The organism is Rahnella sp. CJA17(1/100) (genome assembly GCF_963881615.1).
GTDB classification, from domain to species: domain Bacteria; phylum Pseudomonadota; class Gammaproteobacteria; order Enterobacterales; family Enterobacteriaceae; genus Rahnella; species Rahnella aceris.
Window position 1 is genome coordinate 1 of sequence record NZ_CAWOJA010000020.1, and the last position, 15661, is coordinate 15661.

The 15661-nt window shown below is 56.2% G+C and carries 12 protein-coding genes; 2 read left to right on the forward strand and 10 right to left on the reverse strand.

The features are described from left to right. Nucleotides 1-163: 163 nt before the first annotated feature. The 7 genes from AACU55_RS11045 to AACU55_RS11075 all read right to left on the reverse strand — a co-directional run bounded on the left by AACU55_RS11045 (nt 164) and on the right by AACU55_RS11075 (nt 8798). The gene (locus AACU55_RS11045) at nt 164-3295 is read right to left on the reverse strand and encodes an efflux RND transporter permease subunit (protein WP_134707037.1); all 3132 of its coding nucleotides are present in this window, start codon (nt 3293-3295) and stop codon (nt 164-166) included. Next, nucleotides 3292-4536, reverse strand: a complete 1245-nt coding sequence (locus tag AACU55_RS11050) for an efflux RND transporter periplasmic adaptor subunit (protein WP_134707038.1) — start codon at nt 4534-4536, stop codon at nt 3292-3294. Before AACU55_RS11050 ends, AACU55_RS11045 begins: the two co-directional genes overlap by 4 nt. After that, nucleotides 4536-5789: a TolC family protein gene (locus tag AACU55_RS11055; RefSeq protein WP_134707039.1), complete on the reverse strand. Its 1254-nt coding sequence runs from the start codon at nt 5787-5789 to the stop codon at nt 4536-4538. Before AACU55_RS11055 ends, AACU55_RS11050 begins: the two co-directional genes overlap by 1 nt. 14 nt (nt 5790-5803) lie before the next feature. After that, nucleotides 5804-6139, reverse strand: coding sequence for a copper-binding protein (locus tag AACU55_RS11060; RefSeq protein WP_112151882.1), 336 nt, complete (start codon nt 6137-6139; stop codon nt 5804-5806). A 102-nt stretch (nt 6140-6241) separates the two neighbouring features. Further along, on the reverse strand, nt 6242-6661 hold the full coding sequence (locus AACU55_RS11065) for a hypothetical protein (protein ID WP_134707040.1): 420 nt from the start codon (nt 6659-6661) through the stop codon (nt 6242-6244). 177 nt (nt 6662-6838) lie between these two features. Further along, nucleotides 6839-7846, reverse strand: coding sequence for a magnesium/cobalt transporter CorA (gene corA, locus AACU55_RS11070; RefSeq protein WP_013575270.1), 1008 nt, complete (start codon nt 7844-7846; stop codon nt 6839-6841). 118 nt (nt 7847-7964) lie between these two features. Continuing rightward, on the reverse strand, nt 7965-8798 hold the full coding sequence (locus AACU55_RS11075; RefSeq protein ID WP_134707041.1) for an oxidoreductase: 834 nt from the start codon (nt 8796-8798) through the stop codon (nt 7965-7967). A gap of 163 nt (nt 8799-8961) precedes the next feature. Here AACU55_RS11075 and AACU55_RS11080 point away from each other — a divergent pair, with 163 nt between their 5' ends. Next, nucleotides 8962-9903 carry an AraC family transcriptional regulator gene (locus tag AACU55_RS11080; RefSeq protein ID WP_134707042.1) on the forward strand — a complete coding sequence of 314 codons (942 nt, stop codon included), beginning with the start codon at nt 8962-8964 and terminating at the stop codon, nt 9901-9903. A gap of 7 nt (nt 9904-9910) precedes the next feature. On the opposite strand, the gene AACU55_RS11085 is transcribed toward AACU55_RS11080, so the two are convergent. From AACU55_RS11085 to AACU55_RS11095, 3 genes are read right to left on the reverse strand one after another with little or no spacing between them, the layout of a single operon-like run. Continuing rightward, the gene (locus tag AACU55_RS11085) at nt 9911-11593 is read right to left on the reverse strand and encodes an efflux transporter outer membrane subunit (RefSeq protein ID WP_134707043.1); all 1683 of its coding nucleotides are present in this window, start codon (nt 11591-11593) and stop codon (nt 9911-9913) included. Beyond that, entirely contained in the window at nt 11577-13145 is a 1569-nt protein-coding gene (locus AACU55_RS11090; RefSeq protein ID WP_013575274.1) for a DHA2 family efflux MFS transporter permease subunit, read from the reverse strand. The genes AACU55_RS11085 and AACU55_RS11090 overlap by 17 nt, the downstream gene beginning before the upstream one ends. Further along, entirely contained in the window at nt 13142-14332 is a 1191-nt protein-coding gene (locus AACU55_RS11095; protein WP_134707044.1) for an HlyD family secretion protein, read from the reverse strand. The genes AACU55_RS11090 and AACU55_RS11095 overlap by 4 nt, the downstream gene beginning before the upstream one ends. A 279-nt stretch (nt 14333-14611) precedes the next feature. Here AACU55_RS11095 and AACU55_RS11100 point away from each other — a divergent pair, with 279 nt between their 5' ends. Next, entirely contained in the window at nt 14612-15523 is a 912-nt protein-coding gene (locus AACU55_RS11100; protein WP_013575276.1) for a cation diffusion facilitator family transporter, read from the forward strand. Nucleotides 15524-15661: the final 138 nt, after the last annotated feature.

The following is a 15661-nucleotide window of genomic DNA, read 5'->3' on the forward strand; positions in this document are numbered from 1 at the left end:
GGGGTGGGGTATTAAAGAAAAATCAATAAGTTGAAGTATACCTTGACAAGATGTTAGCCCTTAAAACCCCCTCCCGACCTCCCCCTTCGCAGGGGGAGGAGCCAGGACAAAACCCTAAGAATGATCCGTTCGGCTCCCCGCTGCGAAGAAGAGGGGCTTTCCCTTAAACTTTTTTATTCCTTCTCCGATGCATCAGCAAATACACCGCCGGGATCACCAGCATCGACAACAACGGGGCACTCACCATGCCGCCGATCATCGGCGCTGCAATACGCTGCATCACTTCTGAACCGGTTCCGCCGCCCCACATGATCGGCAGTAAACCCGCCATGATAGTGGCAACAGTCATGGCTTTTGGCCGGACGCGCAACACCGCACCGTGGTGAATGGCGTCGCACAGTTCTGCCTCACTCATATCCCCGCCGGCTTTTTGCTGACGTTGCACTGCCTGATTCAGATACAGCACCATGATCACCCCGAACTCGGCGGCAACCCCGGCCAGGGCTATAAACCCGACGGCGGCGGCGACCGACAGATTGAAACTCAGCAGGTACAACAGCCAGACGCCACCGGTCAGGGCAAACGGCAGTGTCGCCATGATCAGCAGGGCGTCGCGCACGCTGCTGAACGTCACGTATAACAGGACGAAGATGATCAAAAGTGTCACCGGTAGCACGATTTTCAGTTTTGCCGTGGCGCGTTCAAGATACTCGAATTGCCCCGACCAACTGACCGTCACCCCTTCCGGCAATTTTACCTGCTGGCTGACCGCCTGTTGCATGTCTTCGACGGCAGATTTCAAATCTCGTCCGCGTAAATCCACATATATCCAGTCTGAAAGACGGGCGTTCTCACTTTTCAGCATCGGCGGGCCATCGGTGACGTTGACGGATGCCAGCGCCGACAGCGGCACCTGTGCGCCGGAGGCGGTCAGCACCGGTAAATCCCGCAGCGCCTGCACGTTGTCGCGCAGCTCACGCGGATAACGCAGGTTGATGGGATAACGCTCGCGGCCTTCCAGCGTTTCGCCGATATTTTCCCCGCCGACCAGCGTTGAGACCAGCGACTGTAATTCAGCCACCGTGACACCGTAACGTGCCGCTTCACGCCGGTTAATATCAATATCGACGTAACGGCCACCTTCCAGCCTTTCGGCCAGTGCCGAGGTCACGCCCGGCACCTGTTTCACGATATGCTCGATCTGCTGGGCGATCTGCTCGATTTGTGCAACGTTATTGCCGTTCACCTTGATCCCCACCGGGCTTTTGATGCCGGTGGCCAGCATGTCGAGACGGTTGCGGATAGGCGGCACCCAGACGTTGGCGATGCCGGGCAATTTCACCGCGTTGTCGAGTTCAGTCACCAGTTTGTCCGGCGTCATGCCCGGTCGCCACTGGTCCCTCGGTTTAAAGCGGATGGTCGTTTCGATCATGGTCAGCGGCGCCGGGTCGGTGGCGCTGTCGGCGCGTCCGGCCTTGCCAAATACACTGGCGACTTCGGGCACAGTTTTGATTAACCGATCCGTTTGCTGCAACAACCGTGCGGCTTCGCGGGCTGAAATCCCCGGCAGCGTCGACGGCATATACAGCAGGTCGCCTTCATCGAGCGGCGGCATAAATTCACTGCCCAGTTTTGCCAGCGGATACAGAGACACCAGCAGGAACAGGCCGCTGAATAACAGCGTGGTTTTCGGACGTTTCAGCACGGCAGAAAGCACCGGCTGATAGGCGGCAATCAGCCAGCGGTTGATCGGGCTGGCATTTTCATCAGGAATTTTGCCACGAATAAAATAGCCCATCAGTACCGGCACCAGGGTGATGCCCAGCCCGGCAGACACCGCCATCGCGTAGGTTTTGGTGAATGCCAGCGGGGAGAACATCCGGCCCTCCTGTGCTTCCAGCGAAAACACCGGAATAAACGACAGGGTGATGATCAGCAAACTGCAAAACAGCGCCGGACCCACTTCCGTGGCGGCACGCTCAGACACCTTCCAGTAATCCGCCGACGCAGGCTGCTGGCCGGGATGATCGTGCCGCCATTGCTCCAGCACCTTATGCATATTCTCGATCATCACAATCGCCGCATCGACCATGGCGCCGATGGCAATCGCAATACCGCCGAGCGACATAATATTGGCACTGACCCCCTGATAATGCATGACGATAAACGCGCCGAGAATGCCGAGCGGCAGGGTGATGATCGCCACCAGCGCCGAGCGGAAATGGAACAGAAACAGCGCGCAGACCACCGCGACTACCGCGAATTCCTCCAGCAGTTTATGCGACAGCGTTTCGACGGCGTTTTCAATCAGCGGCTGGCGATCGTAGACCGGCACGATTTCCACCCCCGCAGGCAGCGTGCGGGCGAGGGCATGTAGCCGCTCTTTCACCGCTTTCAGGGTTTCCAGTGCATTTTTACCCGAGCGCATAACAATCACGCCGCCCGCCACTTCACCTTCACCGTTAAGTTCCGCCACGCCGCGCCGCAGTTCAGGGCCGGTGCGGACGGTGGCGACATCCGCCAGCAGCACCGGAATACCGCTGTTGACTGTCACGACCACATTGTTGAAATCATCCAGACTTTTCAGATAGCCGGAGGTGCGCACCATGTATTCGGCCTCGCCCATTTCCAGCAGCGAGCCACTGCTTTCCTGATTAGCGTTTTGCAGCGCGGTCACCAGTTGCTGATGCGTCACGCCCCGGGCGCGCATCCGTTGCGGATCGGCCACCACCTGATACTGACGCACCATGCCGCCGATGCTGGCGACCTCAGAGACATTCGGTACGGTTTTCAGGTCATAACGCAGCGTCCAGTCCTGCAGGGCACGAAGTTGTTCGAGGCTGTGTTTGCCGGTTTTGTCGATCAGCGCGTATTCATAGATCCAGCCGACGCCGGTGGCATCCGGCCCCAGCGAGGCTTTGGCTCCGGCGGGCAGTGAGGATTGAACCTGACTCAGGTATTCCAGCACGCGGGAGCGCGCCCAGTAAGGATCGGTACCATCATCGAACAACACATAAACATAGGCATCACCGAACATCGAAAAGCCGCGCACGGTTTTCGCGCCGGGCACTGACAGCAGAGTGGTGGTCAGCGGATAGGTCACCTGATCTTCGATGATTTGCGGTGCCTTGCCCGGATAACTCACGCGCACGATCACCTGCACATCGGAGAGATCCGGCAGGGCGTCGAGCGGCGCTTTCTGCAATGACCAGATGCCCCAGCCCGCCATCATCAGCGCGGCGAGTAACACCAGCAGCCGGTTCTTCAGCGACCAGCGGATCACAGCGGCAATCATAAATCACCTCCGTGCTGGTGCGTGTCCGGCGCGGGGGCGTCGGTGGCAGGCAGTGCGCTGCGCAGGCTGGCTTCGGAGTCGATCAGGAATTGTCCGGAGGTGACAACAGACTGACCTTCTTCCAGGCCTGAAAGTACCTGCGTCCAGCCATCACGCGTCACGCCGATGGTGACCTTCTGCGGGGTGAAATGTCCGTTGCCGTCGTCGAGCAGCACGGTATTGCGGCTGCCGGTCTGGATCAGCGCTTCCTGCGCAATGGCCAGAACCGCGGTCTGCGCACTGACATCCGGCGATAAATTCAGGTACATGCCGGGACGCAGTTTTTCCTGCGGATTATCAATCACCACGCGGGCTTTCAGCGTACGGCTGACGGCATCCACATCCGGCAGCAATTCGCTGACCGTACCGTGAAATACCTCGCCCGGCTGACTGTCGGCACTGGCCGTAATTTTGCCGCCGATCTGGATCTGACTGGCGGCAGAAGGCGGATAATCCATCACAATCCAAACCTGTTTCAGACTGGTCAGTTCGAACAGCGGCTGTGTGGCGCTGACCTGCGCCCCTTCACGCACGGAAAGCAGGCTGATATAACCGTCTTCCGGCGCGACCACGTCGATGCGGGTTTGCGGCTGACCGGTTTTATCGACGCGGCGCAGAATGTCTTCCGGCATAAACTGCAACGCCAGCCGCTGACGGGCGGCAGCGGTCAGGCTGCGGTCGCCAAGCTGACGCACGGCCAGATATTCCTGCTGCGCGGCGGTCCAGTCTGGGATCCACAGTGTGGCCAGTTTCTGACCTTTTTTCACAGGCTGCTGGCTGGCAGCGACGTAAAGTTTTTCGACTAAACCATTCGCACGGGCGGCGACCGTGCGCAGGCTGCGTTCATCGGCGCTGACCGTGCCATACACATTAAGCGGTGCGGAAATCATCCGTCGCTGTACCTTTTCACTGCGCATACCGAGATTTTGCTGCTGACGGGCGCTGACCGTCACACCGCCGTCATCCGTGACTTCATCGGCGTAACGCGGCATCAGCTCCATATCCATAAAGGGCGATTTGCCCGGTTTATCGAAACGCTGGCCGGGCGTCATCGGGTCATACCAGTACAGCACTTTGCGTTCGGCCGGAGCAGCAGAAGCCTGCGTTTGCGCCGCAGGGCTGTGACGGCCAGCCACGTAACCGGCGGCGAGTGCGGCCATGATGGCGACGGCCAGCAGGCTGTAAGTTTTAGCGGAAGTCATTAATGAATCTCCTGGGGGGCCAGATAACGCAGGGCGACCCAATAGCGGGCCACTTCCAGCCCGGCATTGCGTTCGGAAATCTGGCTGTCGATCAGGTTGCGGCGGGCGTCGAGAACGTCATTCAGGCTGCTTTTTCCGGCGCGATACTGTGCCTGAATCACGCTGATGCGTTGCTGTTGCAGGGGAATAACGTCGTTTTTTTGCCGCTGCCATAACGTGGTGGCGGCCTGATATTGCGCCAGCAAACTGGTCAGCTGCGCCTGATGGTCGCGCATCAGTTGCGCCAGCCGGTCATTGCTTTCCATTGCCATCGACTGATCGGCGGCGTGATCTTTATCCTGACGCGAAGCGGTAAACAGCGGCAGATCGACGGTAAACATCACCCCCGCCAGATCTTCATAACTGTCGGCACGATGGGCGTAATAGACTTCCACGCCGACATCCGGCAGCGCCGCAATAGCCGACTGCGAGGATTTCGCCTGCGCCACATCGGCTTCACGCCGTGCCTGAATAATTTCAGGATGTTGTTCGACGCTTGTCGCCTGTAACGCCTGTGGAGGAAGTTCGGTGAAAGGCGGAATGGCACCGTTAATTTCAGGCTGATCGATGCCGGTCAGCTGGCTTAAGCGGGTGCGCGCCAGTTGAACATCCCGTTCGGCTTCGGTCAGTTTGTCTTGCATGCTGATGAGCGTCAGGTGCGCGTCCAGCACCGAGGCGGGCAGCGAACTGCCGCTGCTGACACCGCCACGCTGAACCCCAATCTGGCGCTGACTTTCATCCACCAGTTTTTGTAATTGCGAGACGGTTTGCCCGCCGATGGCCAGTTCCATCCAGGCCAGCGCCGCATCGCGTTGCAAACGTGCCCGGATACTCTGGCGGATAGCCGCCACTTCCCGGGATTCTGCACGCAGCGTGTCGGCTTTGCGCTGGCGCTTATCGCTGCTGATGTAATCCTGCATGATGCCGATACGTTCCATCGTCATCCCTTCACGGGTAAACCGGTCGGTGTTGCCGCCGCTGACCGGCAGGTTTTCGATACCGAATTTCAGCTTCGGATCCGGCAGTTGCATGGCCGAATCGGCACGGTTATCCAGCGCATTGATCTGGTGACGACTGGCAGAAAGCTCGGCGGAATAATCCTGTGCAGCGACCAGCGCCTGCGGCAGGGTAACGGGTGTGGCAAACGCGCTGACCGGCACAAAAGCCAGCAGCCATTGCCACGTCATCCGGTGATGGCGCGGTAAAGTCAACATGGTGAATCTCCCGGTCAGCGTTTCAGCGGTGTCAGTGTCTGCAACTGATAAGCGGACTCAGTTTTGACAAAGCTAAAGGTGACCGGCGTACCGGCGGGCAGGGAGTTGGCGGCGATCTCCGGCGGCAGACGGAAATTCATGGTCATGGCCGGCCATTTCAGCGCAGGAATGGCGTGATGGGAAATCCCCACGCGATCAGACTGCCACTGAGTGATCACGCCTTCGGATTCATAGGCCTGCATATTATGCTGCATCGCCATAGCATCGTGATTCATTGGCATAGCATCGGCAAAAGAATAAGCTGAAATAAAGAAAAGACTTGCGGTAAATACATTTAAAATTGCACGCATGGGAAATACTCCAATACTGTCATTAGATAAAAACTGGCCATTAATCTGGCAAAACAATTTCATTTAATATTGAGTGCGGAAAAACACTCAGGACAGCAGGGGCTATTCTCTGTATCGGCAGAACTGAACTTCAGCGGGAGGCGGAGTGACGGTCGGCGCAATCCAGTCCGCGGTGGTGACCGCTGTGCTGGCATCGACGGTGAGCATGGCTAATGCCGGAGCGACGGACAATGCCACCAGTGGCACGGAACCACTGTCAGACTGGGTTCTTTCAGGGGCACAGTGCTTCTCACACAACAGCGACTGACTCTGCATGTGCTCTGGAGAATCAGGCATTTGCATGGTGATGTTGTGTGCCATGGCGGTGTTTTCCACCGGCGGGCGCATATCGCACTGATGGCTGGCGAGCGCCAGTTGGGCATTCAGGACAAGCCAGCATAACGCGAACAGCAACGCACTGACCCGCTTGCCGGGCAAGCGCAGCGAATGCATGAACTGTGAAATCGCGAAACGGACTGACATGATGAATATTATTTCCGTAAGGAAGATGCGACCGAGTATATAAGGAAATAAGGCGAAGAGGAAAGGACAAACAGAATAAGTCAGGATTAAAATTGTCAGGATAATTAAAGAACGCGAATAACAGCGGTTTCTGTTATTCGCATGTTAATTAACGTGTGTTTTCAGGTGATAATTAACTTACAGCCAGCCTGATTTTTTAAGCTTCCAGTATAACCACACACAACCGGCGACAGTGACGCCCAGCGTTACCGGATATCCCCACCAGTCATCCAGCTCCGGCATGTTTTTGAAGTTCATGCCGTACAGACTGAAAATCACTGTCGGGATCGCCAGAATCGCGCCCCAGCCCGCCAGTCGCTGTACCACTTCGTTCTGATGCACCGACACCAGCGCCAGATTCACATGCATGGCGTTCGACAGCATTTCGCGCACATCGTCAGTCGTGCGGATCACCTGATTGGCGTGGTCCTGCACATCACGCACATAAGCCCGCAGGCTCTTAGGCATCAGTTCTTCGTAGTGATGGCTGAGCTGATTACAGATATCTTCCATCGGTACCGCGGCGTTGCGCAACGAGAGCAGATCCCGCCGCAGACTATAAACCTGCTGCACCGCCTGCTGATTAAAGGTGTTGCGGAACATCAGTTTTTCGATGGCATCAAACTGTTCGGTGTACTGATGCAGGATTTCCAGATAGTTATCCACGATGGAGTCGAGTACGCAATACAGTGCATAAGCCGGCCCTTTACTCAACATTTCCGGGCGTTCTTCGGCGTGTTTACGGATTTCTTTATAGCTGGATGACGCACCGTGACGCACGGTGATCAGAAAGTTTTTGCCGAGAAACAGGTGTGTTTCGCCGTACTCGATGGTTTCATTCACTTTCTGCGCAGTGTGCGTAACGATAAACAGCGATTCGCCGTACTGCTCAATTTTCGGTCGCTGATGGGCGGTCAGTGCATCTTCAATCGCCAGGTCGTGCAGACCGAATTCTTCCTGAATGCTGCGCATATAGGCATCTTCCGGCTGCCACAGTCCGAGCCAGACAAAGGTATCGGGCTCTTTCAGGACTTCGCTGATGTCTTCGACCGTCACATCCTGCAATCGTTTACCGTCGCGGTAAGCCACGCTGTTAATCACTGAATCACAGCTGGGTTTTTTATCTTCGTTGGAAATGGAATTCATTGTTTTACCCGATTGTTATTCAGACGAAAATCCTGCCCGCAGGCAGGATGATTTCAGTGTCTGAACAGAATAGCGCAGTCTCCGGGAAATGCGCTGACGGGATCTTTAAAAGAATGTTTCAGCCATCGGCAGACCGGCTGACCGTTTCCCAGATATCGATATCCTCACGCATTTGTTGCATCTTTTCCCTGACAAATTTAACGGCGTCACTGCCGAGTAACAGCGAGGCAGGCGGCTCAGGCGCATCGAGCAACTGCAACATCGCTTGTGCGGCTTTTAGCGGGTCGCCCGGCTGATGACCGCTGCGTTTTTCCCGCGTTTCCCGCACGGGGTCGAAACTGGCATCGTAATCACTGATGGCACGCGGTGAGCGCACCATCGAACGTCCCGCCCAGTCGGTACGAAAAGACCCGGGCTGAATGGCCGTGACGGCAATATTGAACGGTTTGAGTTCTTTGGTCAGTGTTTCAGAGATCCCCTGCAAGGCGAATTTACTGCCGCAGTAATAGCTGATGCCCGGCATTGTAATAAAGCCCCCCATCGACGTGATGTTAAGAATATGTCCACTACGACGCTGACGAAAATACGGCAGGAAGGCTTTGATGACCGCAACCGCGCCAAAAACATTGACGTCAAACTGATGCAGCGCCTCGCTTAACGGCGACTCTTCCATAATACCTTCATGTCCGTAACCGGCATTGTTGACCAGCACGTCAACGGCGCCGATTTCCTGTTCCACGGCAGCCGCGAGCGGGGCGATAGCCTCGAAATCAGTGACATCCAGCATGCGACCAAAACTACGGCCAGGGACCAGCGCGTCAAATTCTGCGCAGGCTTGTGCATTACGCAGCGTGCCGACCACGCGATGTCCTGCTTTCAGGGCTTCTTCAGCCAGCGCACGGCCAAATCCGCTGCTGACGCCGGTGATGAATAGTAATTTTGACTGACTCATACAAACTCCTCGGTAAAAAGCGGACTTGCAGAATAGGGGGGACAGCAGCAAATCCGTAGCCCCGATCCTCTCTGATGTTTGCCTGTTCCTCTGAGGCGTCTGGACGCAACTGATTCCCGGTGCGACACTTCATTCACTTTCCGCTGCATATTTTCAGGTTCATATGACGTTTCCATCTTTGACAGTGACTGAGCAAATGATCGCGCTTTTAGACCAGCTTACGCCCCATGAAGGCTACAACCTGACGACGCTGGCAGATGTGCGTTTTTTACGTTCAAACCGTCCGCTGCTGCGCACGCCGGTTTTGTATGAGCCGGGGATCGTGATTGTGGTGCAGGGGAGAAAACGCGGATTCTTAGGTAATGATGTCTATTTGTATGATGCACAGCATTATCTGACCGTATCGGTGCCGGTGCCTTTCACCATGGAAACTGACGCCACCGCCAGTGAACCGATGCTGGCAATTTACCTGCGGCTCGATTTCAGTCTGGCGGCTGAACTGATGTTGCAGCTCGATACTTATGACGCCCCGCAGCGGGAATCGCCGAAAAGTATGGTGTCGAGCCTGATGGATGACGCGATGCGGGCTTGCGTATTACGTTTTTTGCAGGTGATGGCATCTCCGCTGGATGCAAAAATTCTGGGCAGGGGGATGATGCGTGAGTTGTATTACCGCGTGCTGACCGGTGCTCAGGGCGGCACGCTGCGCTGCGCACTGACCCTGCAAGGGCAATTTGGCAAAGTGGTAAAAGCCCTGCGAAAACTGCACGCAGAATACCACTCGCATCTGGATGTGAATGCGCTGGCAAAAGAAGCGGGGATGAGCCTGCCGACGTTTCACAGTCACTTTAAAACCGTCACTGATACGTCGCCGATGCAGTATCTCAAGTCCACCCGTTTGCATCAGGCCAGATTACTGATGTTGCGCAATAACCTGACCGCCTCGGCGGCCAGCGCACAGGTAGGCTATGAAAGTGTGTCGCAGTTCAGCCGCGAATTTAAACGCTTATTCGGGCTGACGCCGGTGAGAGAAGTGGCGCGGATGAGGCAGAATTTTTCATTGCCTGCCCCGTCCACGCCGTCGGATTTTATCTCTTCACATTAATAAGGCGTTACGGTGTCACGCCGGACGTGGTTTGTACCTTCACATCCGGCGTGGCTGCCGGACCAAAGACGGTGTAGGTCGGCAAATCGACGTTCTGATACGGCTCCCAGCCGCCGCCTAACGCTTTATACAGCGAGACCAGATCGGTGCTGGTTTTCACTTTCGCTTCAGCGGATTGCTGATGCGCCTGTGCCAGCTGGCGCTGGGCATCAAGCACGTTGATAAAGGTAGAAAGCCCCTGACGGTAGCTGTCGCTCGCCAGATCAAAGGCGGTCTGTAGCGCTTCGGTCGTCTGGTCTAAACCGCTGACCTGATCCTGATCGGTGCGGTAATTCACCAGCGCATTATCGACATCCTGCAACGCTGTCAGCACGGTCTGGCGATAATTCAGCGCCGCATTCGCCTGTTGCGCACGGGAAAGATGCACGCTGGACACCAGACGTCCGCCCTGGAAAATCGGCAGGGAAATCTGCGGGCCAAAGGAGTAGAAATGGCTGCTCCAGTTGTCGAGATAACTGACGTCGGTATTACGCATGCCGAACTGGCCGGTAAGCGAAATACTCGGGAACATCTGCGCGACGGATACACCAATATTGGCGGTTGCCGCGTGGAGATCAGCCTCGGCTTTGCGTACGTCCGGACGACGGCGTGCCAGCTGTGACGGCACACCGACCGGCACGGCCGCGGGCAGGGCAGGCATCGGTTTAGGGGCAGAAAGTTCAGCATCCAGCGAGCCAGGCGTCTGACCGAGCAACACGGCCAGTCCGTTCATTGCCTGACGTTCCTGCGCCTGATATTGCGGCAACTGGGCGCGCAGGGAACCCAACTGTGCGCGGGCATTTTCGACATCAAGCTGCGGTGACAGCCCGTTTTGCTGACGGTTTTGTGTCAGATCTAAGGTTTGCTGCGCGACATCGATTTGCGTCTGTATCGCTGCCGTCACGCTTTGCGCGCCACGCAGTTGCAGATAGGCACGGGCGACCTCAGCTTCCAGCGAAACTAATGCATCGTTGCGTTGTTCTATGGACGATTGCGTCTGGGCATTGGCGGCTTCGACCTGACGTCGTGTGCCGCCGAACAAATCCAGCTCCCAGCTGGCATCGAAATTGCCCTGATACAAATTCACCGGCCGCGTAGCCGTGCTGATCGCGCCGGAGGCTTCCGGTCCGAGATCGTCAAGTTGTTGCGAGGCGCCGCTGGAATCGAGAATACCTTTCAGACCGAGCTGCTGACGGGTCATTTTCGCGCTGCCCTGCACCGATGGCAGCCAGGCGCCTTCGGCCTGTTTCACCTGCTCGCGGGCACCGGCGATACGCAGTACTGCCTGTTGCAGGGAAATATTCCCGGCAATCGCACGGGTGATCAGGCTGTCGAGTTGCGGGTCATTGAAGGCTTTCCACCACAGCGGATTTGGCTCCGAGGGCAGGGCAATCGATGCGCTGTCTTTGTCTTTCGGCTGGGACATATCGTTATAGGCCGAGGGTGTCACCGGATTCGGCTTCTGATAATCCGGGCCAACGGAGCACGCTGCTAATACCAGCGTTAATGTCGAGAGAGTCAGGAAACGGGGGCCTGAATGTAAAACCCCCTTCCGGCCCCGGCCTTCGCAGAGGGTGGAGCAGGACGGCATCACGGATGGCTGATTTCTCAGAGTAGAGCTTTTCTTGTTCAACTTAATGTGCTCCGGCATTACCTTCGCTCTTAACTGGCGAAAGCAGGAAACAAAACGGGATCAAAATAACGGCGACGATGGCGCAATAACCGAATACGTCGATGTAGGCCAGAATGCGCGATTGCGAAATCATCTCCTGATACATGCGCACGGTCGCCAGTTGCATCGGGTCGCCGACCACGTGGGCAAAATCACGGATCGCCTCAGCGCTTTTGCTCACCGCCTGATTAAACTGTTCATTGAGCGGCGACATGTTGTGCGCCATATGCGCACTGTGTGCCTGCGTTCGTTCGGTGACACCGGCTGTCGCCAGCGAAATACCAATCGATCCCGCGACGTTACGGAACATGGTAAACAGCGCGGCAGCGTCGGCGTTCATTTTTTGCGGGATGGTAATAAATGCGATAGTGGTCAGCGGCACAAACAGGAAACCGAGCCCTATCGACTGCGCGCTGCGGTACAGCACCAGCGTTTCAAAATCGACATCAGGTGTCAGCGTTGCCGAATAGATAAACGAGGCCGCCAGCAGGAAGAAACCGAAGGCAATGATGTAACGCGTTTGTACAACGGGCATCAGCTTCAGCACCAGCGGGATCGACAGCACGATCAGCACCGCGCCCGGCGACATCACCAGCCCCGAGAGTGTGGCGGTGTAACCCAGTTGCTGCTGCGCCAGTTGCGGAATAACCACCGAACTGCCATACAGAATCATCGCCATACCGGCCATCAGTAAACCGGCGACAGCAAAGTTTTTATCCTTCAGACAGCGCAGATCGACCACCGGTTTTTTGGCGTACAGTAACCAGTAAACCGCGCCGACAATCCCGGTGGCCGCCAGCACAGCAAAGGTGACAATAAAGCCGGACTGGAACCAGTCATCATCTTCGCCGCGATCCATCATCACCTGTAAGCAGCCCAGACCCAGTGCAATCAGCCCGATACCGATGTAATCAATACTGAGTTTGCCTTTGGCCTTGCGCTCCCACGGCGGATCTTCCAGCAGCTGATAAATCGCCAGCAGGGCAATAATCCCGACCGGAATATTGATCAGGAATACCCAGCGCCAGCTGAAGTTATCCGTGATGTAACCGCCAAGTGTCGGGCCGACGACCGGCGCGACAATAATGGCAATCGATGAAAGGCCAAACGCTTTGCCGCGATCTTCCGGTTTAAAGTAATCCAGCAAAACCGATTGCTGGATCGGCTGCAAACCGCCGCCGAAAAAGCCCTGCAGGATGCGGAATAAGATCATCTGCCACAGTTCAGTGGCGATGCCGCACAGGAAGGAGCAAACGGTGAACATGCCGATACAGATCAGGAAGTAAGTTTTGCGGCCCATCACGCGGCTGAGAAACGCCGAAATCGGCAGCACGATACCGTTCGCCACCAGATAGGACGTCAGCACCCAGGTCGATTCGTCATAACTGGAAGACAATGAACCGGCGACGTGCGGCAGCGCCACGTTAACGATAGTGGTGTCCAGGATTTCCATGAACACCGCAATGGTCACGACGGCGGCAACTGCCCACGGATTGGCCTTGGGTTTCCAGTAGCTGCGATCTTCATTCATTCGACGGTCACCGTCGGTTCGACAGACAGGCCAAGTGGCAGAGGGTGATTCTCATCAAGACCGCTGTCGATGACGATTTTCACCGGCACGCGCTGAACGATTTTCACGTAGTTGCCGGTGGCGTTTTCAGCCGGGAAGGCCGAGAAGCGCGAACCGGTGCCTTGTTGAATACTGTCAACGTGGCCGTGAAGTTTGATGTCCGGGAAGGCATCGACGGTAATTTCCACCTTGTTGCCGGGGCGCATGCGTTCGAGCTGCGATTCTTTGTAGTTTGCGGCGATCCAGATATCTTTTGAAACCACTGAGAACAGCGAGGTGCCAGCCTGAACCAGCGTACCGAGCTGCACATTACGCTTGGTGACGTAGCCGTCGAACGGTGCGCGTACCTGCGCATAGGAGAGGTTGAGCGTCGCCGTTTCCAGCTGGGCTTTCGCCTGTTCAACCTGCTGCTGACGAGCTTCGACGTTGGTTTCAGCCTGACGGATATTCAGCTGTACCTGCGCGGCAACCTGCACCTGCGCTTTGGCATTTTCCAGATCAGCGGCTGCAGAACGCACCTGCGCGTTGGACGTATCAATATTTTGTTGCGTGGTGGCACGCGGGTCTACGCCGCGCTGACGACGGAAATCGGCAGTGGCATTCAGCAAATTGGCCTCCGCCCGCGTCTGCTGGGCTTTCGCCTGAGCAAGCTGCGCCGGATATTGCACTTTCGCCAGATCGTATTGCGCCTGCGCCTGATGCAACTGCGCGACAGCCAGACCGAGCTGAGCCTGTGCCTGATCGCGCTGCGCGGTCGCGTCACGCGTATCGATTTCCACCAGTAAGTCGCCTTTCTTCACGAACTGGTTATCTTTCACCGCAAGATGAGTGACATAACCGGCAATTTTCGGCGCGATGGTGACGGCATCACCTTCGGTAAAGGCGTCATCGGTGCTGACCTGATCTTTGGTCATCAGCCACCAGACCAGTGCCACGACCACCATCACCACTACCACAATCCCGAGGATGATCAGGGGTTTCTTGCCGGGGCCTTTACGCTTTTCATCGTTATCCTGCTTACTGTCGTCGGGATTTTTCTGGTCTTTGGGATCCTGAGTGTGACCTCCTCCTGATTTTACCTGGCTGGAATCGAGTTCAGTATTGGCGTCGCCGGACGCGGAGGGTTGTGTCTTGTTATCGTTTGTCATAATGCTCTTCTGAATAGTGCTCTTCTGATTATCGGCCGCCACGCGCCGGAACAAAGAAATCTTGTTTTAAGCTAGAACGTATTGATGTAAATGCAAGTAAATCCATGTCAATTAACCTTAGGGAAAGCACAAAGATCCAAACCATAGGGAACGTCTTAAAAGTTGGAAATGGGTTATAATGCCGGGCTGGTATTTGTATTTTTCAAATAAAGTTGATTCTCTGCGTCAGGACATTTTTGTGAAACATTCCCAACAACAACCATTATTGTGGGTCAACCCATGACCCGTCCCGCGCCTTCCTATAAAGGCCTGACACGTATTGCCTCGCTGGTGTCGCTGTGCGTCGCGCTGATCCTGGTTTGCGTCAAAGTCTGGGCATGGACCGCCACCGGTTCGATTGCGCTGCTGACCTCCGCCGCCGATGGTCTGGTCGATGTACTGGCCTCGATGGTGACGCTGATCGGCGTGCGTTATGCCATCCGTCCGGCGGATAAAGGCCACCGTTACGGCCACGGCAAAGCCGAAGCTGTGGCCGCGTTTGTACAGGCGCTGTTACTGGGCGGCGCGGGGCTGGTGCTCGGCGGTGAATCCATCGGGCGCATCATTAATCCGGAACCCCTGGCGCAGCTCGGTCTTGGTATCTGGGTGATCATCGGCAGTTCGCTGGCCGCCACCGGGCTGGTGCTGATGCAAACCTATGTGGTGAAACGTACCGGATCAACGGCCATCGCGGCTGACCGCGCGCACTACATTACGGACGTCGCGGTGAATATTGCCGTACTGCTGGCGCTGATTTTCGAGCGTTACTTCGGCTGGACGCGTTCCGACTCCATCGGCGCACTGTTGATTTCCTTCTATATGATCTGGAATGCGCGCGGTATGGCGGCAGATGCACTGACCCAGTTGCTCGATCGCGAACTGAGTGCAGATGACCGCAAGCGCGTGAAAGCGGCAGTATTAAGTGTTGAAGGCGTGCGCGGCGTACATGACATTCGCACCCGCAACGGCGGCGACCGCGTATTTGTCGAGTTTCACGTCGAGGTTGATGGCAATCTGACGGTGGATGTCGGGCACGATATCGGTGATGCGGCTGAAATGGCGGTGAGCAAGTTGTTTAAGTCTGCGGATGTGACGGCTCATCTGGAGCCGGACGGGATTGATGACGACAGACTGGATAATTTATTGCACTAAGGTCAAGGTTGTGGGTTTGCTCCCTCCCCTGCTAAGGGGAGGGTAGGGGTGGGATATTAAATAAAAATCAAAGAGTTAAATTTTTTTAGTGTCAGTATTTACCCTTAAAACCCCCTCCCGTCCTCCCCCTTCGCCGGG

Coding starts and splice junctions, on each gene's coding strand:
- AACU55_RS11060 (WP_112151882.1), bottom strand. CDS start 6,139: ATGCGTGCAATTTTAAATGTATTTACCGCAAGTCTTTTCTTTATTTCA.
- AACU55_RS11095 (WP_134707044.1), bottom strand. CDS start 14,332: ATGACAAACGATAACAAGACACAACCCTCCGCGTCCGGCGACGCCAAT.
- AACU55_RS11085 (WP_134707043.1), bottom strand. CDS start 11,593: ATGCCGGAGCACATTAAGTTGAACAAGAAAAGCTCTACTCTGAGAAAT.
- AACU55_RS11065 (WP_134707040.1), bottom strand. CDS start 6,661: ATGTCAGTCCGTTTCGCGATTTCACAGTTCATGCATTCGCTGCGCTTG.
- AACU55_RS11100 (WP_013575276.1), top strand. CDS start 14,612: ATGACCCGTCCCGCGCCTTCCTATAAAGGCCTGACACGTATTGCCTCG.
- corA (WP_013575270.1), bottom strand. CDS start 7,846: ATGAATTCCATTTCCAACGAAGATAAAAAACCCAGCTGTGATTCAGTG.
- AACU55_RS11055 (WP_134707039.1), bottom strand. CDS start 5,789: ATGTTGACTTTACCGCGCCATCACCGGATGACGTGGCAATGGCTGCTG.
- AACU55_RS11090 (WP_013575274.1), bottom strand. CDS start 13,145: ATGAATGAAGATCGCAGCTACTGGAAACCCAAGGCCAATCCGTGGGCA.
- AACU55_RS11050 (WP_134707038.1), bottom strand. CDS start 4,536: ATGACTTCCGCTAAAACTTACAGCCTGCTGGCCGTCGCCATCATGGCC.
- AACU55_RS11075 (WP_134707041.1), bottom strand. CDS start 8,798: ATGAGTCAGTCAAAATTACTATTCATCACCGGCGTCAGCAGCGGATTT.
- AACU55_RS11045 (WP_134707037.1), bottom strand. CDS start 3,295: ATGATTGCCGCTGTGATCCGCTGGTCGCTGAAGAACCGGCTGCTGGTG.
- AACU55_RS11080 (WP_134707042.1), top strand. CDS start 8,962: ATGACGTTTCCATCTTTGACAGTGACTGAGCAAATGATCGCGCTTTTA.